Annotated in this window: 21 protein-coding genes; 13 read left to right on the top strand and 8 right to left on the bottom strand. The window is 66.7% G+C overall.

The annotated features are described in order from the left end of the window. Nucleotides 1–102: 102 nt before the first annotated feature. Nucleotides 103–3,642 carry a TonB-dependent receptor gene (locus ABDZ92_RS11205; RefSeq protein ID WP_272695168.1) on the bottom strand — a complete coding sequence of 1,180 codons (3,540 nt, stop codon included), beginning with the start codon at nucleotides 3,640–3,642 and terminating at the stop codon, nucleotides 103–105. Nucleotides 3,643–3,874: 232 nt separating this feature from the next. Here ABDZ92_RS11205 and ABDZ92_RS11210 point away from each other — a divergent pair, with 232 nt between their 5' ends. Genes ABDZ92_RS11210 through ABDZ92_RS11230 form a run of 5 tightly spaced genes read left to right on the top strand, consistent with a single transcriptional unit; the run spans nucleotide 3,875 to nucleotide 11,016 of the window. Continuing rightward, a complete protein-coding gene (locus tag ABDZ92_RS11210) occupies nucleotides 3,875–5,389 on the top strand; it encodes a tryptophan halogenase family protein (RefSeq protein ID WP_125959419.1) in 1,515 nt (504 codons plus the stop codon). Nucleotides 5,390–5,391: 2 nt separating this feature from the next. Beyond that, nucleotides 5,392–6,879, top strand: coding sequence for a tryptophan 7-halogenase (locus ABDZ92_RS11215; protein WP_125959510.1), 1,488 nt, complete (start codon nucleotides 5,392–5,394; stop codon nucleotides 6,877–6,879). Further along, nucleotides 6,876–8,480, top strand: a complete 1,605-nt coding sequence (locus ABDZ92_RS11220) for a tryptophan halogenase family protein (protein ID WP_125959418.1) — start codon at nucleotides 6,876–6,878, stop codon at nucleotides 8,478–8,480. The genes ABDZ92_RS11215 and ABDZ92_RS11220 overlap by 4 nt, the downstream gene beginning before the upstream one ends. Then, on the top strand, nucleotides 8,477–10,009 hold the full coding sequence (locus ABDZ92_RS11225) for a tryptophan halogenase family protein (protein ID WP_125959417.1): 1,533 nt from the start codon (nucleotides 8,477–8,479) through the stop codon (nucleotides 10,007–10,009). The genes ABDZ92_RS11220 and ABDZ92_RS11225 overlap by 4 nt, the downstream gene beginning before the upstream one ends. Beyond that, nucleotides 10,006–11,016, top strand: a complete 1,011-nt coding sequence (locus tag ABDZ92_RS11230) for a cupin-like domain-containing protein (protein ID WP_125959416.1) — start codon at nucleotides 10,006–10,008, stop codon at nucleotides 11,014–11,016. Before ABDZ92_RS11225 ends, ABDZ92_RS11230 begins: the two co-directional genes overlap by 4 nt. 20 nt (nucleotides 11,017–11,036) lie before the next feature. Here ABDZ92_RS11230 and ABDZ92_RS11235 read toward each other — a convergent pair whose 3' ends face one another. Continuing rightward, on the bottom strand, nucleotides 11,037–12,074 hold the full coding sequence (locus tag ABDZ92_RS11235; protein WP_125959415.1) for a cupin-like domain-containing protein: 1,038 nt from the start codon (nucleotides 12,072–12,074) through the stop codon (nucleotides 11,037–11,039). 232 nt (nucleotides 12,075–12,306) lie between these two features. On the opposite strand from ABDZ92_RS11235, the gene ABDZ92_RS11240 reads away from it, so the two are divergent. The 5 genes from ABDZ92_RS11240 to ABDZ92_RS11260 all read left to right on the top strand — a co-directional run bounded on the left by ABDZ92_RS11240 (nucleotide 12,307) and on the right by ABDZ92_RS11260 (nucleotide 16,724). Continuing rightward, the gene (locus ABDZ92_RS11240; protein WP_164521187.1) at nucleotides 12,307–13,032 is read left to right on the top strand and encodes a sensor histidine kinase; all 726 of its coding nucleotides are present in this window, start codon (nucleotides 12,307–12,309) and stop codon (nucleotides 13,030–13,032) included. Nucleotides 13,033–13,034: 2 nt separating this feature from the next. Beyond that, nucleotides 13,035–13,403 carry a response regulator gene (locus ABDZ92_RS11245; RefSeq protein ID WP_125959413.1) on the top strand — a complete coding sequence of 123 codons (369 nt, stop codon included), beginning with the start codon at nucleotides 13,035–13,037 and terminating at the stop codon, nucleotides 13,401–13,403. A gap of 95 nt (nucleotides 13,404–13,498) precedes the next feature. After that, nucleotides 13,499–14,689: a BamA/TamA family outer membrane protein gene (locus ABDZ92_RS11250; protein WP_125959412.1), complete on the top strand. Its 1,191-nt coding sequence runs from the start codon at nucleotides 13,499–13,501 to the stop codon at nucleotides 14,687–14,689. Between the two features lie 48 nt (nucleotides 14,690–14,737). Beyond that, nucleotides 14,738–15,622 carry a hypothetical protein gene (locus ABDZ92_RS11255; protein ID WP_125959411.1) on the top strand — a complete coding sequence of 295 codons (885 nt, stop codon included), beginning with the start codon at nucleotides 14,738–14,740 and terminating at the stop codon, nucleotides 15,620–15,622. A gap of 484 nt (nucleotides 15,623–16,106) precedes the next feature. Then, nucleotides 16,107–16,724, top strand: a complete 618-nt coding sequence (locus ABDZ92_RS11260; protein ID WP_272695189.1) for a response regulator — start codon at nucleotides 16,107–16,109, stop codon at nucleotides 16,722–16,724. A 25-nt stretch (nucleotides 16,725–16,749) separates the two neighbouring features. Here the strand turns inward: ABDZ92_RS11260 and ABDZ92_RS11265 are convergent, their stop codons facing one another. Next, nucleotides 16,750–17,946 carry a sensor histidine kinase gene (locus ABDZ92_RS11265; protein WP_125959410.1) on the bottom strand — a complete coding sequence of 399 codons (1,197 nt, stop codon included), beginning with the start codon at nucleotides 17,944–17,946 and terminating at the stop codon, nucleotides 16,750–16,752. A gap of 254 nt (nucleotides 17,947–18,200) precedes the next feature. Here ABDZ92_RS11265 and ABDZ92_RS11270 point away from each other — a divergent pair, with 254 nt between their 5' ends. Then, nucleotides 18,201–18,542 (top strand): DUF1622 domain-containing protein, encoded by a 342-nt coding sequence (locus ABDZ92_RS11270; RefSeq protein ID WP_125959409.1) that lies wholly within the window; start codon nucleotides 18,201–18,203, stop codon nucleotides 18,540–18,542. A 78-nt stretch (nucleotides 18,543–18,620) separates the two neighbouring features. On the opposite strand, the gene ABDZ92_RS11275 is transcribed toward ABDZ92_RS11270, so the two are convergent. Then, nucleotides 18,621–19,292, bottom strand: a complete 672-nt coding sequence (locus ABDZ92_RS11275) for a DUF3313 family protein (RefSeq protein WP_164521186.1) — start codon at nucleotides 19,290–19,292, stop codon at nucleotides 18,621–18,623. Nucleotides 19,293–19,507: 215 nt separating this feature from the next. On the opposite strand from ABDZ92_RS11275, the gene ABDZ92_RS11280 reads away from it, so the two are divergent. Next, nucleotides 19,508–20,680 carry a BamA/TamA family outer membrane protein gene (locus tag ABDZ92_RS11280; protein ID WP_125959407.1) on the top strand — a complete coding sequence of 391 codons (1,173 nt, stop codon included), beginning with the start codon at nucleotides 19,508–19,510 and terminating at the stop codon, nucleotides 20,678–20,680. Nucleotides 20,681–20,691: 11 nt separating this feature from the next. Here ABDZ92_RS11280 and ABDZ92_RS11285 read toward each other — a convergent pair whose 3' ends face one another. Next, nucleotides 20,692–21,684, bottom strand: coding sequence for a porin family protein (locus tag ABDZ92_RS11285; RefSeq protein WP_125959406.1), 993 nt, complete (start codon nucleotides 21,682–21,684; stop codon nucleotides 20,692–20,694). A 439-nt stretch (nucleotides 21,685–22,123) separates the two neighbouring features. On the opposite strand from ABDZ92_RS11285, the gene ABDZ92_RS11290 reads away from it, so the two are divergent. Next, a complete protein-coding gene (locus tag ABDZ92_RS11290; RefSeq protein ID WP_125959405.1) occupies nucleotides 22,124–22,555 on the top strand; it encodes an EF-hand domain-containing protein in 432 nt (143 codons plus the stop codon). A 45-nt stretch (nucleotides 22,556–22,600) separates the two neighbouring features. Here ABDZ92_RS11290 and ABDZ92_RS11295 read toward each other — a convergent pair whose 3' ends face one another. The 3 genes from ABDZ92_RS11295 to ABDZ92_RS11305 form a co-directional block, all read right to left on the bottom strand. Continuing rightward, a complete protein-coding gene (locus ABDZ92_RS11295) occupies nucleotides 22,601–22,822 on the bottom strand; it encodes a hypothetical protein (protein ID WP_272695167.1) in 222 nt (73 codons plus the stop codon). 520 nt (nucleotides 22,823–23,342) lie between these two features. Further along, on the bottom strand, nucleotides 23,343–24,098 hold the full coding sequence (locus ABDZ92_RS11300) for a DUF2092 domain-containing protein (protein WP_164521185.1): 756 nt from the start codon (nucleotides 24,096–24,098) through the stop codon (nucleotides 23,343–23,345). 136 nt (nucleotides 24,099–24,234) lie between these two features. Next, complete coding sequence (locus ABDZ92_RS11305; RefSeq protein WP_125959402.1) at nucleotides 24,235–25,056, bottom strand: acid phosphatase; 822 nt, start codon at nucleotides 25,054–25,056, stop codon at nucleotides 24,235–24,237. Between the last annotated feature and the right edge of the window lie 80 nt (nucleotides 25,057–25,136).

Consider the following 25,136-nt stretch of genomic DNA (forward strand, 5'->3'; position numbering starts at 1 on the left):
AAACCCCCCGGCCCGAGTATCCTGGGACTTCAGCAAAGGCTGGCAAAGAAAAAGGAGGCGGCGCCGTAGCACCGCCTCCCTTCGTGTGTCGATCGACTGGTCTTAGTAGTTCGCGCGCAGGATGATCGAGTAGCGCCGGTCGTTCGTGAAATAGGACCGGGGCGCAAGATCGTTGGATCCCGACTTGTACGCCTGAAGAAGCTTCGTGGTCGTGTTCGTGAGGTTCACCCCCTGCACGCCCAGCTTCACCCACTTGTTGATGTTGATGAACGCCGACGCGTCGAGCTGGCCGGTATCGTCGTTGAAGATCGACGTGTACGGGAAGATCACGTCCGCCGCGGTGAGCAGGAAGCGCGACCGCCAGTTGTACGCGGCGCGAAGGGAGATCGGCCCCTTTTCGTAGAACAGCGTCGCGTTGACGTTGTGCTTGGAAAGCCCCTCGAGCGGCAAGTTCCCCTTTGCGACCGTCGAGTTGGACGAAGGCGTTCCCCCGTTCAAGAAGGAGTTCGGGAGCCCCGAGCTGTCGATGTAGGTGTAGTTGCCGTTGAAGCCCAGTCCGCTGAGCGCCCCCGGCAGGAAGTCGAAGGTCTGCTGATAGGCGACCTCAAAGCCCTTGATTTTGCCCTTCCCGTCGTAGTTCTCCGGTCCGCGTGCCTGGATGTTCTGGGTGATGCCGTTGTTGGTAACGGAGCGGTTGACGAGCGACTGGTAGAAGAAGCCGTCCACGGTCTTGTAGAAGGCATCGAACGACAGCTGCCCGACCCGGCCGAAATACCATTCCAGCGTAACGTCGAACTGCCACGCGGTCGCCGGCTTCAGGTTCGGATTGCCCGCATTGATGGTGACGGTGCCGGAGCCAGGTTCCAGCGCATAGGTGACATAGGGCCGGATGTTGGCGAAGTCCGGACGGGTCAGCACCTTCGATCCGGCGAGGCGCAGGATCAGGTCGTTGGTCAGGCCGAACTTCAGGTTCGCACTGGGCAGGAAGTAGCTGTAGCTGTTCTTGAACGAGGCTGGCACCGCGGCATAGCCGTCGACCGCGAACTCGCGCAGCCGCTCATATTCGACAGCGCCGAGATTGCAGACGCCGCCCGGCTGGACCGTTTCCGTCGTCCCGTCCGGCAAGGTCCGGATCGTCGCGACGCAGCGGGTGGAGTAGGGGTCGGCGACGCCCAGTTCCGTCCGGTTCGGTACTGCGGTGGCCGTGCGCGAATAGACATCGGTGTGGACGTAGCGGACGCCGACGTTGCCCGACATCCGCACATTGCCGAAGATCGGGTCGTTGTTGCCGAACTGCACCATCGCGTAGGCGGCGGAGTCTTCCTGGCGGACGTTCGACACCTCCGACGGCAGGAAGTCGGAGCCCGGGATGGCGCCGGCGCGCTGGCCCGCACCCAAGAAGCGGTTGCTCGCCGTCGCGCCATTCGTCTCACGCCAGATATCGTTCTGCGCCTGGAAGAAGGATACCGCGTCGGAGTAGCCCTTGATCAGGTCTCCGTTGTAGTAATAGGCGCTGGGCGGAGCGGACGTCTTGCCGCGGAAGAAGTTGTCGAAGCTGTACAGCGACGAACGGCTGGTATCGCCCTGGTTGAACGTGACCGGTGCACCCGACCACACTTCGCTGATCGCGCCCCAGTTATAGGCGGAATAGCGTACGTCCTGCGAACGTTCGGCATAGCGCGCACCGAACTTGATCCGCTGCAGGAATTCGCCGTCGTCGAACTTGTACGCGAAGTCGCCCTTGATCTGATATTCGTCGCCCTTGCTGTGCTCGATGTGGTCCATCGCGGCGCGCCAGAACTGGAAGTCGCGGCTCTGGAAATATTCGGAATCGCTCGCGGCAGCCATCGCCGGGTTCGGCGACGCCCAGTTCGCCGCCAGCGTCAGCGGCTTGTGCGGGATTACGACCGGGATCTTGCCCGTGAGGTCCAGCTCTTCGTCGGCAAAGGTCGAGCCGAACACGCTCAGGTCGGTGACGTCGTGCTTGGCGTAGGTATAGTCGACGTCCAGGCCGATCGACCAGTGATCGTCGGGGTTGATCTTCAGGTTGATGCCGACGTCCTTGACCAGGTTCTCGTCATAGACCTGACGGCGGGAGAGCGACTGCTGCATGCCACCGGTCGGCACCGTGGTGGTAGCGGAACCACTGGAGGCCGTGCGCCAGCCCGAACCCGGCAGGGTGATGAACCCGCTCTGGAACAGGCCGTTGCTGTCGTACACGAAGTTGGGGAACGCATTGCCGGTCGGGTTGTAGCCATTGCCGCGCTGGTTCTCACCGAACGCGAACTCACCCGAACCATTGAGGCGGCACTCCGCACGCGTGGTCGCATTGCCCGCGCCGTTGAGCGGGCCGTTGCCGTTCTGCTGACAGCCTGCGGGATAGGTGTTGTACTCCGACAGGTCGGGCGCCGTCTCGAACGTGTGCTCGCCCCAGGCATTGCTGGAGTGGGTGCGCATGAACTGCGCGGTCAGCACCGTGCGCTGGTCGGTGCTCTCCCACTGCACGGCGATCGCCTGGCCGTCGCGCTTGCGGTCGTAGTCCTGGCTTCGGAACTGTCCGCCGATGGGCGCATAGGCCAGGCTCATCGGGTCGGCGAAGCCATCCGCGCCCGCGCTCCCGCTGGCGCCGCAGACATTGGCCGGATTGGGGAAGGAGGCGCCCCCGACGCCGGTGATGGTGCCCGGCAGCAAGGTGGTGCTGTCCGAGTTCCCCGGAAGCTGGTTGCGGCAGGTGACGGTGGTGTTGGTGCCCGTGCCGGTCGCGGCCTGGACGCCGTCGCGCGTCTGGAAGTTGGTGACCTGAATACCGTCGGCGCGGCTCTTGATCCGCGAATAGGATCCATTGGCGAGGACGCCGATGGTGCCGATCCCGGTTTCCCAGGTGTTGCTGATCAGCAGCGAGCCGGTCGGCGACCACTTCTTTGCGAAGTCGCCATAGTTCGCCTCGATGCCGCCACCGATGTGGAAGCCCCTGTTGTCGAAGGGCTTGCGGGTGTTGAGGTTGACCGTGCCGGCAAGGCCGCCCTCGATCAGGTCGGCAGTGGCGTTCTTGTAGACCTCGACCGAGCCGAGCAGTTCCGAAGGCACGTCGGCGAAGTTGATCGCCTGGCCGCCGATGCCGGCCGAGAAGGTGTCGCGGCCGTTGAACTCGGAACGCACGAAGTTGAGGCCGCGCACGTTGACGCCCGAGCCCTCGACCGAGAAGTGGTCGGGGTCGTTGTTGCCAGCGAAGCGGTTGATCGAGACGCCGGGCACGCGCTGCAGCGCTTCCGTCACCGAGCGATCCGGCAGCGCGCCGATGTCCTGCGACGTGATCGCGTCCACGACGGTGTCGGAGTTGCGCTTGATGTTCTGGGCGTTGGCGAGGCTCTGGCGAATGCCGGTGACGACGACTTCGTTCCCGCTTCCTGCATCATCGGGCAGGCTGTCGACCGGATCTTGTGGTGCGGCCTGATCGGCCCCGGGGCCGCTGGTGGCGGTAGTCCCGCCCGCCGTGTTCTGGCCGCTCGCCGCGCCGGTCTGCGCATGCGCGGGTGCACCCAGCGCAAACATGCACATTGCCGTCGCGGAAACGCCGAATCGGAACGCCTTCTTGCGGGCGCCGATCTTCAGGCGTGCATCTTCAGTCGCATCGATGCGCATAGTCCCCCTCCCATGTACGTCGACGTCGTGTCGCAGTCATACTGCGCCGCATCGTTCGACAGGGAGGCTACGACTGCGATTTCGTCCTCGCAAGAGAAATGTTCGCGCTAACTTTATTTCGGATGATGTTGCTTTATAGTCACTTATAGCGCTGGCCAACGGTCCGGTGACTGGTAAGAGCGAGGGAAAGCTTCGCCGCAGAGCGATGCGCAGGAAGAGGGGCAGGAGGGGCATGACCGGGCCGGATCGGCAGCGTGTCGTGGTGGTGGGAGGCGGCACTTCGGGCTGGATGACCGCGGCCGCCCTGGTGAAGCTGCTGCCCGATCGCTGCCAGGTGCACCTCGTCGAATCCGAGGCGATCGGGATCATCGGAGTCGGCGAGGCGACCTTGCCGCACATCCGCGCCTTCAACGAGCGCCTGGGCATCCCCGAAGCCGAGTTCATGGCGACCACCCGCGCCACCTTCAAGCTGGGCATCGAGTTCCGCAACTGGGCGCGCATCGGCGACAGCTACATTCACCCGTTCGGCACGTTCGGGCGTGGCGCCGGGGACGTCCAGTTCCATCACTATTACGCCCGGCTGCTGCACGCGGGCGTCCAGCTTCCGCCGATCGAGGCATTCTCCATGGCGTGCACGCTGGCGCGGGCGAACCGGTTCGCGCCGCCGGCCCAGGACCCGTGCCAGGTCGCCTCCACCTTTGGCTATGCCTATCAGTTCGATGCCGTCGCGTTTGCCCCCTACCTGCGCCGCCTGGCCGAGGGGCTGGGGGCGGAGCGCACCGAGGGCAGGATCGTCCATGTCGAGCGCGACGGCGAGAGCGGCGATGTGACCGCGGTGCTGCTGGAGGGCGGCAGGCGGATCGAGGGTGACCTGTTCGTGGACTGCTCGGGCTTCGCGTCCCTGCTGATCGGGAAGGCGCTGGGAGAGCCGTTTCAGGACTGGTCGCGCTGGCTGCCCGCCGATCGAGCCGTGGCGCTTCCGTGTCGCACCGTGACGGAAGTCACTCCCTATACCAGCGCCGTCGCCATGCCTGCGGGCTGGCGCTGGCGGATCCCGCTCCAGCACCGCACGGGCAATGGCTATGTCTATTCGAGCGCGTTCCTCTCGGACGAGCATGCCGCCGACGCGCTGACGGCCGCGGTGGAGGGCATGCCGATGGCGAGCCCGCGGGTCCTGCGGTTCACCGCCGGGCGGCGCGAACGTAGCTGGGCGCACAATGTCGTGGCAATCGGGCTGTCGGGCGGCTTCCTGGAGCCGCTGGAGTCCACCAGCATCTACCTGGTCCAGCAGGCGATCACCGCGTTGCTGGAGCTGTTCCCGGAGCGCCGCATCTCCCCAGTCGATCGCGACGAGTTCAACCGCGTCGTCGACATGGAATATGATCGGGTGCGCGACTTCCTGATCCTGCATTACCACGCCACGCATCGCGACGATTCTGAGTTTTGGAACTACGTGCGGACCATGGCCATTCCGGACAGCCTGGCGGAGAAGATGGAGCTGTTCCGCCGCCGCGGGCGGATCGTGAAGTATCGCGAAGGGGCGTTCCTCGATGCCAGCTGGGTGTCGGTCTACCTCGGCCAGCGCGTTATCCCGGCCGGCTTTGATCCGCGCGCGTCGGGGCCGACGCTCGAAAGTCTCGTCGCGGGCATGAAGCAGATGCGGGCGGAGATCCAGGCAGCGGCATCCGCCATGCCTGACCACCTTTCCTATCTCGGGCGCTATTGCCCGATGGCGGCGGCCGCGTGACGATGCTGGACGAGCCGGTCCGCAGCGTCGCAGTGTTCGGCGGCGGCATCGTCGGCTGGTCCGCCGCGGTCGCGTTGAAGCGGCGCGTGCCTGGAATATCGGTGACGATCGTCCCTGTCCCTCCGCCTGCCAATGCGCTGGCGGACCAGATGCCGCAGACCCTCCCGTCGGCGATCGGGTTCCACGACGACGTCGGGCTGCGCGAGGAAGACGCGGTGCTGCGTGCCGGCGGCGGCTGGCGGCTGGGAACGCTGTTCGAGGACTGGGCGTCGGGGCAGCCGGCCTATGTCCACGCCTATGGGAGCTATGGGCAGTCGTTCGGTACGGCGTCGTTCCACCATCATTGGACGCGCGCCGCCCATGCCGGCTTAGCGGCGCCCTATGACGCGCATTCGCCGGCGGCGATGCTCGCGCGGGCCGGGCGGATGCTCCCGCCGGATCCGGAGCCCGGATCGCCGTTTGCGGACATCCAGGCAGGGCTCGCGCTCGATATCGGACGCTACCGCGCCATGCTCGAAGCCTTCGCGCGCCATGTGGGCGTGGTCGTGCGCACGGGCGAGGTCGCGGAGGTGCGGCTTCGCGGCGGGGACGGCTTCATCGAGCGCGTGGCGCTTGCGGATGGCGGATCGGTCGAGGCGGACCTGTTCGTCGATGCCTCGGGGCCGGAGGGCGTCGTACGCGGCGCCATCGACACCGCGTGGGAGGACTGGCGACCGTGGCTCGCCTGTGATCGCCTGATGCAGGCGTCGGCGACGACGGCGACCCCGTCGATGCTGGACCATGTCGTGGCGCTTCCCGCCGGCTGGCGCTGGCAAAGCGCGCTGCCGGGCGCGACCTCGCACGGGCTCTGCTACGCCAGCGGCTTGCTGGGCGACGAGGATGCGCGCCGGCTGCTCGCGGACGCGAGTGGGGTCGAGCCCTTGCCGGCCATCGGGTTCCGGCAAGGCACGCGTCCCGAACCCTGGGCGCGCAATTGCGTGGCGATCGGCGACGCGGCCGTGGTCATCGAGCCGCTCGAATGGACCAACCTCCACCTCGCCCACAGCGCGATCGACCGGATCATCTCGGCGATGCCGGGCCGCGCCTGCCATCCGCTCGAGATCGCCGACTATAACCGCCAGGCTGTCGCCGAGGTCACGCGCGTCCGCGACTTCGTTCTTTGCCATTATGCGACTGCGCGGCGGCCCGAGCCCTTCTGGCAGCCGCGTGCCGCGCTGCCCGAAAGCCTCGCGCGCACCCTTCGCCTGTTCGCCGAGCGCGGGCGGCTGCCCTTCTTCGAGGAGGAGACCTTCACGCGCGACAGCTGGCTCGCGATCCTGCTCGGCCAGGGGCTGATACCGCGCCGGATCGACCCGCTGATCGGCACCACGCCGGCCCACCAGTCGGATGCAGCCATGGCCGGATACCGCGCCGCCATCGCGCGGGCGCTGCCGCAATTTCCCACCGCTGCGCAGCACCACGCAGCGCAACACGCACGGATTACCCGATGAACGAACACACGATTCGCAATGTCGTCATCGTCGGGGGCGGCACCGCCGGCTGGATGGCCGCTGCGGCGTTCTCCCGCTTTCTCAACAATGGCGCGACCCGGATCACGCTGGTCGAGTCCGAGGAGATCGGCACGGTCGGGGTGGGGGAGGCGACGATTCCGCCGCTGCTCACCTTCAACCGCATGCTGGGGATCAACGAGAACGACTTCATTCGCGAGACCGGCGGCACCTACAAGCTGGGGATCGAGTTCGACGGCTGGGGCGACGTCGGGGAACGCTATTTCCATCCGTTCGGCGCGCATGGCCATGATCTCGGCGGGATTCATTTCCACCAGCTGTACCTGCGCGAGCGCAAGCGCCGGGTGATGCAGGATATCTCCGCCTGGTCGATGAGCGCAGTCGCCGCGCAGGCCGGAAAGTTCGCGCGCCCGGCCGAAGGTGCGCAGTCGGCGGTGAAGGAGCTGCTCTACGCATTCCACTTCGACGCCAGCCTCTATGCGCGCTTCCTGCGACGCTACGCCGAGGCGGGCGGCGTCCAGCGGATCGAGGGCAAGATCGTCGAGGTGGCGCTGCGCCCCGAGGACGGCCATGTCGCCGCCGTGAAGCTGGAGAACGGGCAGGCGGTCGAAGGCGACCTGTTCATCGACTGCTCGGGCTTCCGCGGTCTCCTGATCGAGGAAGCGCTGGAGACCGGCTATGAGGACTGGAGCCAGTGGCTGCCGTGCAATCGCGCGGTGGCGGTCCCCAGCAGCTATTCCGGCGACCCCGATCCGTTCACCCGCGCCACCGCGCGCGGCGCCGGCTGGCAATGGCGCATCCCCCTGCAGCAGCGGATGGGCAACGGGCTGGTCTATTGCAGCGACTTCATGACCGCAGAAGCCGCGGAACGCGAACTTCTCGCCAACCTGGAGGGCGAGCCCCTCGCCGAGCCGCGCCACCTCTCGTTCGTGACGGGCCGACGCAAGCTCGGCTGGAACCGCAACGTCGTCGCGCTGGGGCTGTCGTCGGGTTTCGTCGAGCCGCTCGAATCCACGTCGATCCATCTGGTCCAGGCCGGCATCACCAGGCTGATCGCGCTGTTCCCGGACCGCCGCTTCAATCCCGTCGAGCGCGACGAGTACAACCGCCAGATGCGCGACCTCTATGAAGACGTGCGCGATTTCGTGATCCTCCACTACAAGGCGACCCGGCGGCGCGACACGCCGTTCTGGGACCGGTGCCGCACGATGGACGTGCCCGAGACCTTGCAGCGCAAGATCGACCTGTTCCGCGCCAAGGGGCGGGTGTTCCGCGACGGTGCCGAGCTGTTTGCGACCACCAGCTGGGTCGCGGTCTGCCTGGGCCAGCATATCGTGCCGGAGGAGCACGAGCCTGCCGCCGACGCCCTGGACGAGGACAAGGTGGCGGCCGCCCTGGAGGAGATGCGGCAGGGTTATCTTCGCGTGGCGGCGCAGTTGCCGACGCATGCGGAATTCCTGCGGCACATCGGCGCCGCGCTTGCGAATACGCCGGCACCTCCGCAACCCGCCGAGGTGCCGGGGGAACCGAACTTCTCCTTTGCGTCGGAGACGCCGTTCAACTTCTCGGCCAATCCGCTGTGAGGCCCGATGCGATCCGCCGCGTGGTGATCGTCGGCGGCGGCACCGCCGGGTGGATGGCGGCGGCGGCGATCACCCGCGTCCTGGGCGAGATGCCGGGCCTGTCGATCGAGCTCGTTGAATCCGAAGAGATCGGCACCGTCGGAGTCGGCGAGGCGACGATCCCGCAGATCGTGCTGTTCAACAAGATGCTGGGCATCGACGAGGCGGAGTTCGTCCGCGAGACGCGCGCGACCTACAAGCTGGGGATCGAGTTCGTCGACTGGCTTCGCCCGGGCCATCGCTATGTCCACCCCTTCGGCTTCTACGGCCTCGACATGAAGGGGATCGAATTCCACCATTTCTGGCTGAAGGGCCGTGACCTGGGCGATCCGACGCCGCTCGACGCCTATTCGCTCGGCATCGTCGGCGGTCTCCAGGGCCGCTTTGCCCATCCGCGCCCAGACCAGCCTTCCTCGCCGCTGTCCAAGCTCGGCTACGCCTTCCAGTTCGACGCGGGGCTCTATGCGCGCTTCCTGCGCCGGCTGGCGGAAGCCAATGGCGCCACCCGCATCGAGGGCCGCATCGTCGATGTCGAGCACGATGGGGAGACGGGGCATGTCGCAGCGGTGGTGCTGCAATCGGGCACGCGGATCGAAGGCGACCTGTTCCTCGACTGCTCGGGCTTCCGCGGGCTGCTGATCGAAGGCGCGATGACGGCGGGGTTCGAGGACTGGACGCAGTGGCTTCCGTGCGACCGCGCGGTGGCGGTGCCGTGCGCGAACGGCGGCGACCGCCAGCCGCTCACCCGCTCCACTGCGCGCGGTGCCGGGTGGCAGTGGCGAATCCCGCTCCAGCACCGCATCGGCAACGGCTATGTCTATTCCTCCGCCCATCTTTCCGACGATGAAGCGGCCGCAACCCTGCTCGCCAACCTCGACGGCGCGCCGCTCGCCGATCCGCGGCTGCTGCGCTTCACCGCCGGGCACCGCCGGCGGGCCTGGGTGGGCAACGTCGTAGCGCTCGGCCTTGCCGGCGGCTTTCTCGAACCGCTGGAATCGACCAGCATCCACCTGGTCCAGTCGGCGATCGCGCGGCTGCTGACCTATTGGCCGAGCCGCCGGTTCGACCAGCTGGAGATCGACCGCTTCAACGCCGCCCATGTCTCGGATTATCTGGAGATCCGCGACTTCCTGGTGCTGCACTACAAGGCGACCGAGCGCGCCGACACGCCGTTCTGGGACTATTGTCGCACCCTCGAACCGCCGCCGGGGCTCGCCAGCAAGCTCGCCGTGTTCGGCGCGAACGGCCGCATCTTCCGGGAAGGCAATGAGCTGTTCACCGAGACGAGCTGGCTTTCAGTGATGGTGGGGCAGGGGGTGGAAGCGGGCGGTTATCATCCGGCTGCCGATTTGCTTTCCGATGCAGAGACGCTGACGCGGCTGGAGCATATCCGCCAGGTTATCGCAGACACCGCCTCGCTCCTGCCGCACCAGGACGATCATCTTCGCCAGATTGGCTGCGACCCCAGGCCGAGCTTGGTGGTGGCATGACCTATCCGCCGCTGCCCGAGATCCACGGTATCGATCGCCGTGCCTTCGAAGCGGAGGTGCGCCCGGCCGCGCGTCCGGTGGTCCTGCGCGGGCTCGGCCGCGACTGGCCGGCGGTGAAGGCGGCGCAGGCGTCCGCCGACAGCGGCATCGCCTACCTCAAGCGCTTCAGCCATCCGCAGCCCGTCCCGGCGATCCTGGGCGAGCCGGAGATCGGCGGTCGCTTCTTCTACACGCCCGATCTGAAGGGGCTGAACTTCGTGCGCGGCCAAAGCCCGCTCGGTCCGTTCCTGGACCGCCTGCTCCGCGACCGCGATCATGCGCGGCCCTATGCCATGGCGGTCCAGTCCGTGCCGCTGCCGCAACTCCTGCCCGGCTTTGCCGACAAGAATGCGACCAGCCTGCTGCCAACCTCGGTCATCCCGCGCATGTGGCTGGGCAATGCGATCCGCGTCGCCACCCACTACGACCTGATGGAGAATATCGGCGTGGTGGTGATGGGCCGGCGGCGCTTCACCCTGTTTCCGCCCGACCAGATCGCCAACCTGTACATGGGGCCGCTGGAGCTGACCCCCGCCGGGACGCCGATCAGCCTGGTCGATCCCGATGCGCCCGACCTCGAACGCTTCCCGCGCTTTGCCGAAGCCGCGAAAGAGGCGCAGTCCGCCACGCTGGAGCCGGGGGACGCGATCTACATCCCCTTCCACTGGTGGCATGCGGTCGAATCGCTCGATCCCGTCAACGCCTTCGTCAACTATTGGTGGAACCCGGCGCCGGCCGGCATGGGCAACCCCTATGACGCGCTGCTCCACGCGCTGGTCGCGATCGGATCGCTGCCGGAGGACCAGCGGGAAGTGTATCGGACCGTGTTCGACCACCTAGTCTTCCGCCGCAACGGCGAGCCGGCGGCGCACTTGCCCGAAGAGGTCAAGGGCGTACTCGGTCTCCCGGACACCGTCACTGCTGCGCGGATGCGGGCAACGCTGCTGGACAGTTTCTCGCGCTCCTGACCTCCCGGATGCGGAGCCGCTCAGACCCGGCCACCGAGCATTCGGATCAAAAACGCGCGCAGCCGCTCGGTGCGCGCCGGGCTCGCCGCCGACAGGATGCCGCGCGCGGACGCGGGCAGGTGCTCCGCAGCTCCGCCCGCTTCGGGCCCGAAGACATAATGGTCGAACCAGGATCGCCACGCCGCCTTTTCGGCTGCCGGCAGGTCGCGGATGCTCATCAGGGCGTGGATCAGCGCTCCGAAAGGGGAGGCCGTCGCCCCCGCGATCCACCAGTAGTTCACCAGCACGTTGAGGCGGTCGAGCGCGCGAACATGATGCCACCAGATCGCGGGGATGAAGATCGCGTCGCCGGGCTCCAGCTCGGCGACCTGTGCATGCGCCATCGCCTCCTTGAACCGCGGGTAGCGCGCGAGATCCGGTGCGTCGGGATCGACCATGCTCGACGGCGGCCCTGCCATCGTGTGGTCCAGCGGGCCGATGTAGAGATTGGCGATCTGATCGGGCGGGAACAGGGTGAAGCGGCGGCGGCCGTGGACGACGCAGGCGACGTTGTTCGACTGGTCATAGTGTGTCGCCACCTGGGTGGCGTTGCCGATCCAAAGCCGCGCCGGCGCGTTTCCGGTGGGGAGGCCGGGCGCGTTCGCGGCATCCCAGCCGGGTAGATGCTCCGGTGCGGTCGCGGCATTGGCATAGAGCGCGTGCGGATCGGCCACGCCTTGTTCGGCAAAGCGAAGGAGTTCGCCGAGCAACTGGCCGAGCGTCACCTGCTGGCGCTGAAAGTTGAAGCCCGACAGGTCGTCGTTGTAGAAAAACCGCCCTGCAATCTCCGGCGCGCCGATCATCACCTCCAGGGGCCGGCCGCCGCCGAAGCCCGCGAGATACTCGGCCATCGCGCGATCGCCGTGCGCGCCCGCCTGGACCGCGGCCCAGTGCCGCACCTGCCCCCGCAAGATCACGGGCCGGTACTCCTGCAGCACCTCCTTTGTGAAGGTTTCCGCATCGACGGCCGGGCGTTCCGCGACGCGGCCGGGGAAGGGGATGGAAGGGGTGCTGACCATGCCCAGAAGCTAGTGCATTCCCGCGCAACCGTCAGAGAAAATGACGGGTTGGCCGGGGCGCCTTCGATACCGGCTCCGAGGATGCCGCCACAGCAGCACGGCGGGCTCGGAATGCCGGCACCCGATTCGGGCCGCCGAACCCGTACATTCTCCATCCGGCGCTAGTGGAAAGCCGGGATATCGGCAGCCCGACCCGGACCGCAGAGTGGCGCCAGCAAGCCACGGGGAAACAATGAAATCGACGGGCCGACCCACGATTCGCACGCGCCGCGCGAGGCGCCGGCCCGTTGCGTCGCTGCAAAGCGAGGCGCTCAAGAACGAACTCGGCCGCCTGAGAGTCGTGGTTCTCGAACTGCAACACCGCGCGCGCAATCTGATGGCGGTGATCCGCACGCTCGCCAGCCGCACCATGGCCGAGACCTGCTCGTCGGACGACTTCATCGAAGCCTTCGACGAGCGGTTGGCGGCGCTTGCCCGCGTGCAAGATCTGCTCACGCGCGGCGAGACCCAGGCTCCGATCACGCTCGGGGAACTGGTGGAGGCCGAACTTCGGGCGATCGGCTATCCGGAACCAGACAGGTCGCGCGAACGCATATGCGTGTCGGCAACCGTCGACGTGCAACTGCCGGCCGCGTCCGCACAGGTCCTCGCGCTCGTGCTCCACGAACTCGCGACCAACGCACTGAAATACGGCGCATTGCGTCACGAGGGGCAGGTTTCGATCGGCTGGGATGTGCAGGGGAGCGGCGCGCGCGAACGCGTGAGGCTCGAATGGCAGGAGACGTGCCCCGTCTCCATCGCCCCGCCGTCGGCGGGCGGAGGCGGCTATGGGCGCGAACTGATCGAGCGGGCGCTTCCGTTCCAGTTCGGGGCGAAGACCCGGTACGAATTCAAACCCGACGGTGTCCATTGCACCATCCACCTGCCGCTCGACGCCGGCCCGCAAGCGCGATCCTGATCATGATCAGAGACGTCCTTGGCGGCCGGATGGTCCTTGTTCTGGAAGATAGTTACTTCATCGCAGAGGATTTGTGCGCGGCGATCGAGCAGGCCGGCGGCCGCGTGCTGGGGCCGGCCTCCCATGTGGAGGAAGCCCTGGCGCTTCTCCTCAAGCGCAATTACCCGGACGCAGCGATCCTCGACATCGATCTGAACGGCAGCCAGAGTTTTTCGGTCGCCGATGCGCTGGCAAAGCGGAAAGTGCCCATCCTGTTCGTCACCGGGCTCGATCTGCCGGCGCTCCCCCATGCGCACCGCAAGGTTCCCGTTTGCCGCAAGCCGATGCGCGCGGCGGAAGTGGTCCGTGCCCTGACCCGCCTTCTCGCCTGACGTCGGATACGTTCCGTCCGCGACCTGCGGGGTGATCCTGATGGCCGCGGTACAGGGCTTCCCTAAGGTCTGGGCGCGAGGCTCAGGAGGAAGCGATGCGAAATCGACGTGGGCGCGTACATGCTGGGTGCCGCACCTGGGCGCTCTCCCTGGCGACCGTCGTGGCATCGGCAGCATTCGGTGCGCCCGGCGCTTTTGCGCAGCAGCAGCCCATCGCCGAGGTTCGGGACGAGCTGGAAACCCTTCCGCGCGCAAGATCTGCGACCGAGGAGCCAGAGCCGAAATCGAAAAAGGCGGACCTGCTGGTCGTCCCGATCCCGCTCACGAACCCGGCGCTCGGGACCGGTGCCATGCTGACGGGGGTGGTGTTCTACAATCCCAACGACGCGCCGCAGCCCTGGATTTCCGGCGTCGGGGTCATGGCGACCAGCACCGGCACCAAGGGGGCTGGCGCGTTCCACAGCATGTCGCTGGATCACGATCGCTTCCGCTTCCTGGTGTTCGCGGGCTATGCCGACGCGAAGCTGAAATTCTATGGCATCGGCGCCGATGCGGGCGCCCGGGGCGTGCACGTCGACCTGGAGGACAAGGGTCTGGGCGGCCTTGCCCAGGCGCAGGTCCGCCTCGCCAACCACCTCTACGGCGGGGTGCGGCTCGAATATCTGAACGTCGATTCGACCGCCGAGATCCCGCACCCCAACTATCCGGACCTGAACCTGCCGCCGCTGGAGCTCAAGAGCACGCTGGCGATGCTCGGGCCGTCGCTGACCTATGACAGCCGCAACAGTTCGCTCAATCCCAGCCGCGGCAGTTACGTGACGGCGTTCTGGACGTTCGGCAGCAAGTTCCTGGGCAGCGACTTCTCGCACGACAAGCTGCAAGTCGGCGCGAACTTCTACGCACCCGTCACCAAGACGACGGTCGCGGCCTTCCGCGGGTCGACCTGCAGCGTGTCCAAGCGCGTGCCCTTCTACGACCTGTGCATGTACGGCCAGAGCGGCGACCTGCGCGGCTATGAGGCCGGGCGCTATCGCGACCGCTTCACCTGGGCATTTCAGGGCGAGTTTCGCCAGAAGCTGTTCGGCAAGTTCGGCGCGGTGGCGTTCGGCGGGGTCGGCGGCGTGGCGCCGAGTGCGGACCAGATTGGCGACAGCAAGGTCCTCCCCTCAGTGGGCGCGGGCCTCCGCTACCAGGCGTCGAAGAGCAACAACGTCAACCTGCGCCTGGACTTCGCGGCCGGGATCGACGGCCACGCAGTCTATTTCGGTATCGGCGAGGCGTTCTGATCGCCGGCACGCCCGTGCCAGCGGCCACGGCTGAGGAGGAAGACCCACATGGAGCCTAAGCAGATGATCGGGTTGCTGGTGCAGGCCAGTCTGTTTCTGATGATCGCGGCGGTGGCGATGGAGAGCGACTGGCGATCCGTGCTTGCGCATTTGCGCCAGCCGGCGCGTCTGTTGCGCGCCATCATCGCCGTGAACGTCGTGGTGCCGTTGCTGGCCTTCATCCTGGTGAAGATCATGGCACTCGATCCGCCGGTCGCGGCCGGCCTGATCCTGATGTCGGTCTCGCCGCTCGCCCCGCTGGTGCCGGGCAACGCCCTCAAGTCCGGCGCGGACCGATCGGACGTGCTGGCGCTGTACGCGGTGCTGATCGCGCTGGCGATCTTCCTGGTCCCCTTGACGGTCGTGATCATCAACCCGTTCTTCGCGCATCATGCGAACGCCCCGGTCGCACTGATCGCGCGCATCGTGGTGGTGTCGGGCCTGCTGCCGATCGTCCTTGGGCTGGCGTTCGCAGCGCTGCTGCCGGCGCTCGCCCGACGCGCAGCCCGGGTGCTGAAGATCCTGTCGAACCTGATCCTGCTCTTGTTCGTGCTGCTGCTGCTGTGGGCAGAGGGGCGCGAATTCCTGGAGCTGCTGGGCGATGGCACGATCATCGCCTTCGCGTGCACGGCCTTCGGCGCGTTGCTTGCCGGATATTGGCTCGGCGGTCCGGATCGCACGGGACGCGCTACGCTGGGTATCACCGCGGCGATCCGCCACCCCGGCATGGCGATCGCGATCAGCCAAGCGAGCGGCGGCAGGACGCAGACGACGGTCGCGATCCTGCTGTTTCTCTTGAACAGCGCGGTGATCGTCGCCTTGTACCAAGCCTGGCTCCGACGGAGCGCGCCCGGCGCAATCTCACGCGAGGCCTCCTCCGGAGCAGCCGACTGACGTTCTAGGGGTAAGTGCCGATCGGCGTGGGCGCGTTCGTCGGCCATTGTATCCTAGCGGGCGGACCAGGATCCTTGCGAACGCAGATCCCCCGCCCGCAATGTGCGTAAGCGCACCTGCCCCCCAGGGTGCGTGCCGCGTACCGCGGCGTGGCGGCAGATAGGGACAGCGATCTGCCGCCACGCCCTGCAACGAGTCATCGCTCGTCAGCGCCTATCCGAAGCCGAGTTCAGGGGCTCCCCGGCAACTCCGCGCGCGGTCTTCGCCCACTTCAGCAACAAAAAGAAACGCGCACGGATATCGTATAAACTGCAGAACGGGTTAATGCTCGTTACACCATTATTATTACTTAATTCTGATTGACTTCGCGCAAATAGAAACGGAAAATACAAATAGAAAAAGATCGAGAATGGCCTGAACAACCGATTCCATTCTAACATGGAAGGATCTTTTGGCGATGAGCAGTCCGGTTCGGTGAGTCCTGATCGCAGATGATCATTACGCGGTGCGTCGGGGCGTCAGGAATCTGTTGGAGACGAGGCCTAACCTTTGTGTCGTCGCCGAGTCTCCGACAGGGCGGGCAGCTCTGGAAGATGCACGAGCAGTCAAGCCGGACATTGCAATCGTCGATTTTTCGATCCCGGAACTAAATGGTCTTGATCTCACCGTCGCCTTGAAGCGGGAACTTCCCCGTATCGAGATCATGGTCTACACCATGCATGATCGTGAGGATCTGGCACTGGACGCGTTGCGAGCTGGTGCACGCGGATATGTCCTCAAGTCCGATACGGAGAAACATCTGCTGGCCGCGGTCGACGCACTCTCGGTCCGGCGACCGTATTTCTCGGATGTGGTTTCGGAAACGCTCCTCGAACGATTTCTGAAGTCATCGCCAGCTACCCAGGCCACGCTGACCCATCGGGAGCGCGAAGTGGTCCAGTTGATCGCCGAAGGCAAGATCAACAAGGAGATCGGGTTCATCCTGGATATCAGCGTGAAGACGGTCGAGACGCATCGCGCGTCTGCGATGCAGAAACTGAAGCTGCGCACCACTGCCGAGTTGGTCCGTTTCGCGGTGCGCAACGACATCATTCAAGCCTGACGACCTGCCGGTTCTTCACTGCGCTTCATGCCGGGAAGCTCCCCGCCGCAAAGACGAAATCCTGCGCGCCGCTGCGCGGTATCACAGCAGCTACGATGGTACCGGTGCCAGAGCGCCTTGCACGGATGCGGATCGTGCCGCCCAACTCCGTGATCCGGCGGGCCATGCCGGGAATACCCACCCCGATCGACGGGCGATCCTGCCAATCCGAGGGGAGCCCTTTGCCATCGTCCTGGACGACCGCGAGCAGGCAGCACTCACGACCGACGAGCCGCACGCGTACGCGACCCGCTCCGGCGTGCGCCTGCACGTTGCTCAGCGCCTCCTGGACGAGCCGGAAGACGGCGCTCTCGACGGCAGTTCCCCGGCGTCTGTCCAGCCCATAGATCTGCAGCGCGACCGCGAGGTTGCTGCGGCGTGTCAGGCCGTCGCACAATCCATGCACTGCCGCATTCAAGCCGTGCTGCTGAAGATCCGGCGGGTGGAGCGCGTAGGTCATTCCGCGAACCACGCGATGATAGTTCGCCAGGAACTCACTCAGTTCGGCAGCCACCGCCGCGACGGCGGGATCCTTGTTGATCGACTGCAGACGCGCGATGGATAGGCTCAACGCGGCCAGATATTGGGCCGCGTTGTCGTGCAAGTCGCGCGCGACGCGTTGGCGCTCCTGCTCCTGCGCCCGGATGAGGTCGGCCTGGCTGCGCATCAGCAAGCGGCCCAGCCGCTGGCGTTCCTTGCGAAGCGCGAATATCTCGGTCGCCGGCAGCCATATCAGCTTGAGGTACGGCACCCCGGCGATTTCCAGCCTGCCGAGGCACAATTGCTGCCGTTCCTCGCCCCCGTCCGGTGCAGTGTAAAGGTGGATCGACTCCGCGCGCTCCCCGGCAGCCACGGCGCGCATCGCCCCGAGCAGCGGAGCGAACTGTGCGGGATCGCGCTCCGCCAAAACCCTCATGCGTGCGAGGAGATCGTCGCCCGGGGCGACGTGCCCGAACAGGCGCGCACACGGATCGTGCGGGGACGTGCCGGGATCGCCGGTCAGCAGGCGCCAATTGAGGTCGGCAAGCGCAACGGGCGGATTGCGGAAGGGCGGCTGCTCGAGTGCCGAATCTTTCAAGATCGGGAGCGTCCGAAAGGCAAGCAGATCGGGGCTCTCCCCTAACTTGGCAGGGGTTGAAGCCGCATTGCCGCCCCTCCTCTTTCGAGGCCACTCGCTGGTCATCGTCCGTTCCCCTGTTTTTTGAGCCTCCGGGAGCCCATCCGCCGGAAGCCAGTCGAACAGTTTTTCACCACATACTGAGCACTTAGCCGCCGGGAGGTTATCAGGGAAACCCCTGAGACGAGCGGCAGCGCCCTTTTGCCTTTAATCGCAGCGACGGACGCGGCCCGCTCCCCATCGGCACCGCAGCCACCCCAATAGAAATCCCGATTCCGCCCGCGTGGCCCTGCATCCCATCATTGGGCCGGGAGACGCAAATGGAAGCTTGGTTTCACGCCTTTGCAGCGGGCGTTTCGCTGCTGCTCGACGCGCTGGTGATCGTTTCCGTCTGTGCCGGCGCAGGAGTGGCGATCTACGGGACGCTGCGATACGTGACGACGGGCGTGCACCCGACGGGAAACCGGCGCGGCATCTGGATGGGCTTTGCGCGCTGGCTGATGCTCGCGCTGGAGTTCGCGCTCGCCGCCGACCTCGTCGACACGGCGATCGCCCCGAGTTGGGATCAGATCGGGCAACTCGCCGCGATCGCGGCCATCCGCACCGGGCTCGGCTTCTTTCTAGAACGCGACATCGACGCCGTGCGGCCGGCAGAGGGATAGGACATCGCCCTGCCGCAACTGCGGCCATAGCGCCGGCCTAGCGCATGCGCGATCTCCGCGCCGCTTCCGCCCCGGGTGTCAGCGCGGCGGGGCGCCCCGCATCGCGGGTCCAAGTCGAGCGGCGAGATGACTCGCGAGGTCCCTCGCGACTGCCTTCACCGTGCTCTCGGTCGAAAGGGTAGAGCCGATGTCGAGCGCGTCGGGTGCCCGGCGCCGAACCGCGGCCGCCAGCAGGTCGCCGGTCCGCGAATCCTTGATCTCGACCGCAAACAGGATGGAGCCGCTCATCGTGCCCTTCTTGCCCGCCAGGCTCTGCACCGAACTCGTGAGCAGACCCACCGGAGTGACACGCGTGACGGTGGCGAACCCACCCTTGGTCTTCTCCATGCCCACCAGCGTCAGCCGTACCCGCAACACGCCGGGGCCCGGCTTGGTGACGACCGCCAATGTCGAGGCGAGATCTGCCTTGAGGACGCCGGTCATCAGCGCGGCATATTTCTGACGGTCGGCCATCGAGACCCCGTCGAACTGCGCGTCACTGCCCGTGTATATCGCGGTGGGGTCGATCAGGATGCTGCGATAGCGCGTGAAGCCCGCCTGTGGCTTCACATAGGTCCAGGATTCGCTTCTCGGCTTGTCGTGCTGCAGTTCATCCGCAGACCCGAGCGCGACCGGAGCATGGTCACGCGTCTGCGCGGTCGCGAGCGTCGGAAGCGACAGCATTGCCAAGGCGAGGGAGAAGCGGTGCATCACGTCCTCTGTCGTTTGAGGGTCGCTGATGCCTTCCATTTGTCTCCAGCACCGGAACGGGTGCCATCGGGGAATACCCGTGGAAGTCTGCGGCACCGTACGCCCGATCCGGTCGCGTTCCGCGCGATACGCTGCGGCGTCTACCGACATGCCCCGATGGGGCGCGCCGCCCCCGCATCTAAGCTGGAACTGCCCTGATTTCCGGGAGTCCGCCGATGCGTGCAGAGCTTTCCATCTTCGGCCGCTGCGTCACGGTCTGTCTGGCCGCCATCTGGCCCGTGGTCGCCTCGGCCGGACAGGAGGCGCCGGCCGCGCAGGCCAGCCAGGATCAGCCGCCGAGCTCTTCCTCGCAGGAGGATGCCGACGAACAGGATAAAAAGGCTGCGCATCCGCATCGCGACCTGCTGATCGTGCCGCTGCCGCTGTCGCGGCCCTCGACGGGAACCGGGCTCGCGGTCGGCGCCGTCATGTTCCAAAATCCGAAGCACGAGCCGCAGCAGTGGGTGACCGGCGCGGGCGCGCTCTACACCGACAAAGGCGCCAAGGGGTTGGCCTTCTTCCACAGCATGTCGCTGGGCCAGGACCGGATCCGGATCCGGGCGCTGGCGGCCTATACGGACGCGCGGGCATATTATTACGGCATCGGCGGTGCCGCCGGGGAGGCAGGGCAGCGACGGATCTACGACAATCGCGACCTGCAGTTCCAGCTGCAGGCGCAGATCCGGGTCCTGCCGCATACCCATGTCGGCCTGCGCTGGCGCTTCGCCGACTCGCGCTGGAAGAACCCCAGGGGCGACGTCGACCAGGTCGCCGCACCTCCGGAGGAGGAGCTCGACAGCACCCTCTCGATGATCGGCCCGACGGTGAGCTACGACACGCGCGACAGCGCGCTGCAACCGCATTCCGGGACCTATGCCGCGGCGACCTGGCTCGTGGGGGCGGGGTTTCTCGGCAACAGCTTCGGCCACACGCGGTTGCAGGTCCTGGGCAACTGGTATGTGCCCATGCGGAAGACGACCGTGCTCGCGTCGCGGGTGGCGACCTGCGCGGTCACCGGTCACGTGCCCTTCAACAATCTCTGCGATTTCGGCTCGGGTGCCGATCTGCGCGGGTACGAGAGCGGGCGCTACCGCGACCGGGCGAGCTGGGCCGCGCAGGCAGAGGTTCGCCAGCACCTGGGAGGACGGTTCGGTGGAGTCGCCTTCTTTGGCGTGGGCGGGATCGCCCCCTCCCTTGGCCATGTGCTCGATGACAGCACGCTGCTGCCCAGCGCCGGACTTGGCGTACGCTACCAGCCGTTTCGAAAGAACGACGTCAACCTGCGCCTCGATGTCGCAGTAGGCTGGCACGGGCCGGGCCTGTACCTGGGCGTTGCCGAGGCATTCTGATCGAGAAGCGTTCAGAAGCGAACGCTGGCGGACACGACCGTGCGATCGCCGCCCTTGCCGAACACCTGCTCCGCCTGGAGATTCCAGCGCCTGGCGAATTCGAAATTGGCGCCGACCAGCGCCGACCACTTCCACGGGTTGTGCAAGCTTGTGCGATACCGCAGCGTGAGCGGGGCGCCGGCGGGATCCCGCACCTCGCCGGAGAGGCTACCCTCGACCGTGGTGTCGAGGTCGACGTAGTTGACGCCCCCATAGAGTGCCAGCCGCGAATTGGAGGGGAGCTTCAGCCGGGGGCCGACCCGCAATCCGGCATCGGTGCTGGTGATGTCCGAACGATCGCGGCTGGACATGCTCAACGTGCGGGACGCCAGCAGTGCGGCGAACCAGTCCTCGGCGCCATAGCTGACCATTCCGCCGAAGGTGAGGGTGGTGTTGTCGATCTCGGCGTGAAAGCGCAGGTCGCGGCTGCAGTCCGCCGGCGGCCGGCACAAGACCGGCGGCAACAGCCCGGTCAGGTCGATGTTGACGGCAATGTCCATTCCCCCGTTCGCCCGGCCGATGCTCGCGAACAGGTTGAGGTATGGAAACAGCCACACGTCGGCCTTGAACTCGACGACATGATTATGCGCCTTGATCTGATCGGTGGTGACGAAGGGAACGGGCGTCAGCGTCCGGCCGGCCACGCCAGCCGGCGTCCCGATCGCCACCGCCAGATCGCCGGCGTCCAGCTTCTGGTGATTGCCCACCAGGAGGATGCTCAGACCCGCGGTGCGCGGCAGTTCATATCCCCGCGCGAGGGCGCGATCCCGTCCGAAGGGAAGGCGAAGCCCCTTGGAGACGGGCTCCGGAGGCGGAGCCGGGGCATCGCTCGCGGGCGCGGCGGGAAGAACCGATTGCTCCGCGTCTGGCGGGGTCGGACCGCCTTCCGGCGCCGCTGCAACCTCCTGAACCGGCGTCGGCGGAATCACCAAGGAAACCCAGGCGGTGTCGTCGAGGGCGATCACGGCCGAAGTACCTGTGGAGCGATCCCATCCTTCCACATGCCCACGCCCTCTCCGCGATCGAGGCCAAACTACCGAGTGCGGCATGCCGCACGAGCCTGGGCCCTGCCGCCGCGAAGGGTGGGCTGGTCCGGAAGTGATCCCGAACCAGCCCAGCCTCCCCCTTTTTTTGTCTCCACCGGGATGAGCAGCGCCTGGCAAAGGAATGCAGCTGCGCGGGGAGCGGAGACATGACGAGATTGGGCCGCCGAACGGGCGATCTGGATCGGGGGTTCTACCGTGAAGCTCGGGCGGGAAGTCCGGACCGCGCACCGGATGCGCTCGCATCCGCGAACTAGGGAGCGGTGGGCAACCAATCTGCGCCATCTCCCGGTGCGAAGGCGGCGACGCAGGTGACAAGCCACGAGCGTGCGTTTTGCACAGCGTAGATGGAGAATCTCCCATGACCCCGCATATCCGGTCACACCGCAGCCTGTTCGTCGTCGTGGTTGCCGCATCCGCGATGCCGGCGCTCGCACAGAACCCGCCGCCGCGCCCCGACCCCGCGGCGATGTTCGCCAAGATGGACACCAACAAGGACGGGCGCGTCAGCCGCGCAGAGTATGTGGCAGCGCGATCGCAGCGTTTCGACCAACTCGATCATGATCGCGACGGTGTGGTGACCCGATCCGACTTCCCGCGCGCGGCAGGGAACCCGCAGGCCTCTGCGCGGCTGGACACGCTGCTCGGAGAGGCGGATCGCAACGGCGACGGCAAGGTCACGCGAGCGGAATTGAAAAAGGCGCCGGCACCGGGCTTCGACCGGGTCGACGCCAATCGCGACGGGTATGTCACCCGTGCCGAAATGGACGCCGCGCGTCCTCAGCGCCGTTGAGCCGGAAAAAAGGGGCCCGCAGGGATGCGGGCCCCAGGAGGCACCTCAGGGGGCGGTGACGATCACGTAGGAGACGCCCGAGGACAGATACTGCGGCTTGTACCAGATGTTGTTGCACGAGAAGTAGGTGACGTTGCTGCGGATGACCTTGGGACAGTTGGGCGGCAGCGCATATACGACCGTGCCGGGCGCCTTGGATGTATCGACCACCACTACGTCGGGCTGCGTGGCGGCGGAAACCACCGCCGCCGTCGTGCCCGCGATCACCGCGCCGGCAGCAACATCCCAGAAGGGGTCGTCATCCCAGCCCCAGCCCCAGCCCCATCCGGGGGGTGGTGGCGGCGGAGGGGGCGGCAGTGGTCGCGGTGGCGGTGGCGGTGGCGGAGGGCCAGGGTGCGGACCAGGTCCAGGCCCGGGATGAGGGGCTGGTCCGGGTCCCGGCCCCGGATGCGGTCCGGGCCCGGGCCCCGGTCCGGGATGCGGACCCGGGCCAGGCCCCGGATGCGGGCCCGGTCCGGGATGCGGCCCAGGAGCTGGACCTGGAGGCGGCCCCGGTGGCGGCCCGCCAGCAAGATGTGCGCCACCGCCGGCCGGGCGCGGCGGGGTCCCTGTATGGATACTGCCGCTGCCGGGCCCGCGGAAGTTGGTGGGTACCCGCGCATGCATGCTCCCGCCCCGCATGTGGAAGCCGCCGCCGCCGAAGCGGCGCTGTGCCTCCGCCTCGATCGATCCTGCCACCAGCGCGAAGGCGGTGCAGGCGCTTATCAGGAACGTGGATTGCCGCATGCTACTTCTCCTGGCTGTCGAGACGCGCCATCTGGATGCTGCTGGCGCCGCTGGGAGGCTTGAACGCGAAGGTCGACGGTGCGAACCGGGTGTTGGTGTTCCAGGTCAGCTCCGCCGTGAAGGACGGGTGGATCGGATCTTCGCGGTTGATGATCGCGATCTTCATCGGCAGCGGCCGTGATCCCCGCGCGATCCACAGCTGAAAGTCGAGCTCGTCCCCGCGATATGCGAACTGGTCGGTGTCGACGCCGCCGATCTTGGCATAGCCGACACGCACCGCCGAGCGCACATCCTCGGTGGGTGTACCGGCATCCGCCCAGTAGAAGATGTCGGAGAGCGGCAGGGCGATGCCATAGTCGTCGTAGATGGCATCGATCAGGTCCCCGATGGTCGGCGGTGCGTCGACGACGGAGTAAAAGCCTTGGCGGGGGACGTTCACCGTGAACTTGCGCCCGTCATAGTAGAACTGACGATACTGACGATCGGAGCGCAATTCGATGAAGAACGCGTTCGGACGCTGCACGCGATAGGTGTTCTCAAGACCGAGGCTCACCTTGAGATCGGTGTTCTCCATGTTGGTCTCGATCGTCGCCTTGCTGCGCAATTCGAACGAGTTGAGGGTCTTCAGATAATTCCCCATCGATCGAAGCGCCTGGATCGCCACGGGATCGACGGTGGTGGCGGCCGTTCCGGCCGCACCTGCTTGCGGCGCGCTCTGGGCATATGCCGGCGAGCCGATCAGAACGGCTGCCGCCAAGCCGAGTTTCCATCGCACTTGTCGATACATGGTGCATCTCCATCGCTTGTTGACCGTCAAAGGATCGTCCCGGCACCGTGGGTCTCCAATCAGGGGAAACCCGCTGAATCTTTCGGGACTTGGCCGGGCGGCGCCTCTAGGACGCGGCGGGGCAAGTACCGGCCGGGGGCGGAGGCGCGCGTGTCGCCTCGGCCTGCGCGGCGAGGATGTCGCGGCGGAAGCCAGGATCGCCGTGGAGTCGCGCCACCGTGGCGGCCGCGATCGTCCGTCCTGCCTCCACGTCGCTTTCCCAGTGGGCGTTGCAGACCAGGCGGCTTTCGCCGAAGTCGCGGCCACGGGCGAGAATGGCGTCGGCCTGGTGCGGCATGATCTCGGTGAAGATCAGTGCCCAGCCCCAGCCGATCGCGCTGTGTCCGGAAGGGTAGGAGCCGTCGGTGCGCAGCGCCGCCTCATCCTTGGGGAAGCACGTCGCGCCCGCATGGGCGACGAACGGCCGCGTCCGGCGGTAGTGGTTCTTGGCCTTGTAGGTCGACAAGCCGATGTCGATCATCGACTTCTGGAGCAGCCGGTAGAGCACCGGGGTCCGCTTGGGATCGGGCGCGAATCCCGCCGCGCAGTCGAAGGTTTGTGTCAGATGCCCGAAGGTCAGGTCCGCGTCCTGCGCCGCCTGCGTCCAGCGGCTGCTTCCCGGGGGCAAGGACATGGCCTTGCTGACCGCTTCGTCCCGGGCAAAGCCCGGGGAGTTAGGGGGCGGCGGGGGCGGCAGCAGCGCCAGGCTGTCGGGAAGTTCCGAGGGCGCAAGATAGCCCTGCGGGGTCGCATGGGCGCCTTGCAGCGACGGCGGTATCGACGGCGGCGCGTCCTGTGAGACAGCGCCGCTCGACAAGAGAAGCAACGTGCCGGCGAGGACGGCGGCACGCGCCGCCCGACGCCCGGCGGTTCGGTGGAAAGGCGCCATCGCAACCTCCGGTTTTCGGTTCGGAATGCCGCCCGTCCGTGAGCGGTGCGGCGGGTGCGGGCTCCGCCGGAGAGGAAGCG

Source organism: Sphingomonas molluscorum (assembly GCF_039522995.1).
GTDB classification, from domain to species: domain Bacteria; phylum Pseudomonadota; class Alphaproteobacteria; order Sphingomonadales; family Sphingomonadaceae; genus Sphingomonas; species Sphingomonas molluscorum.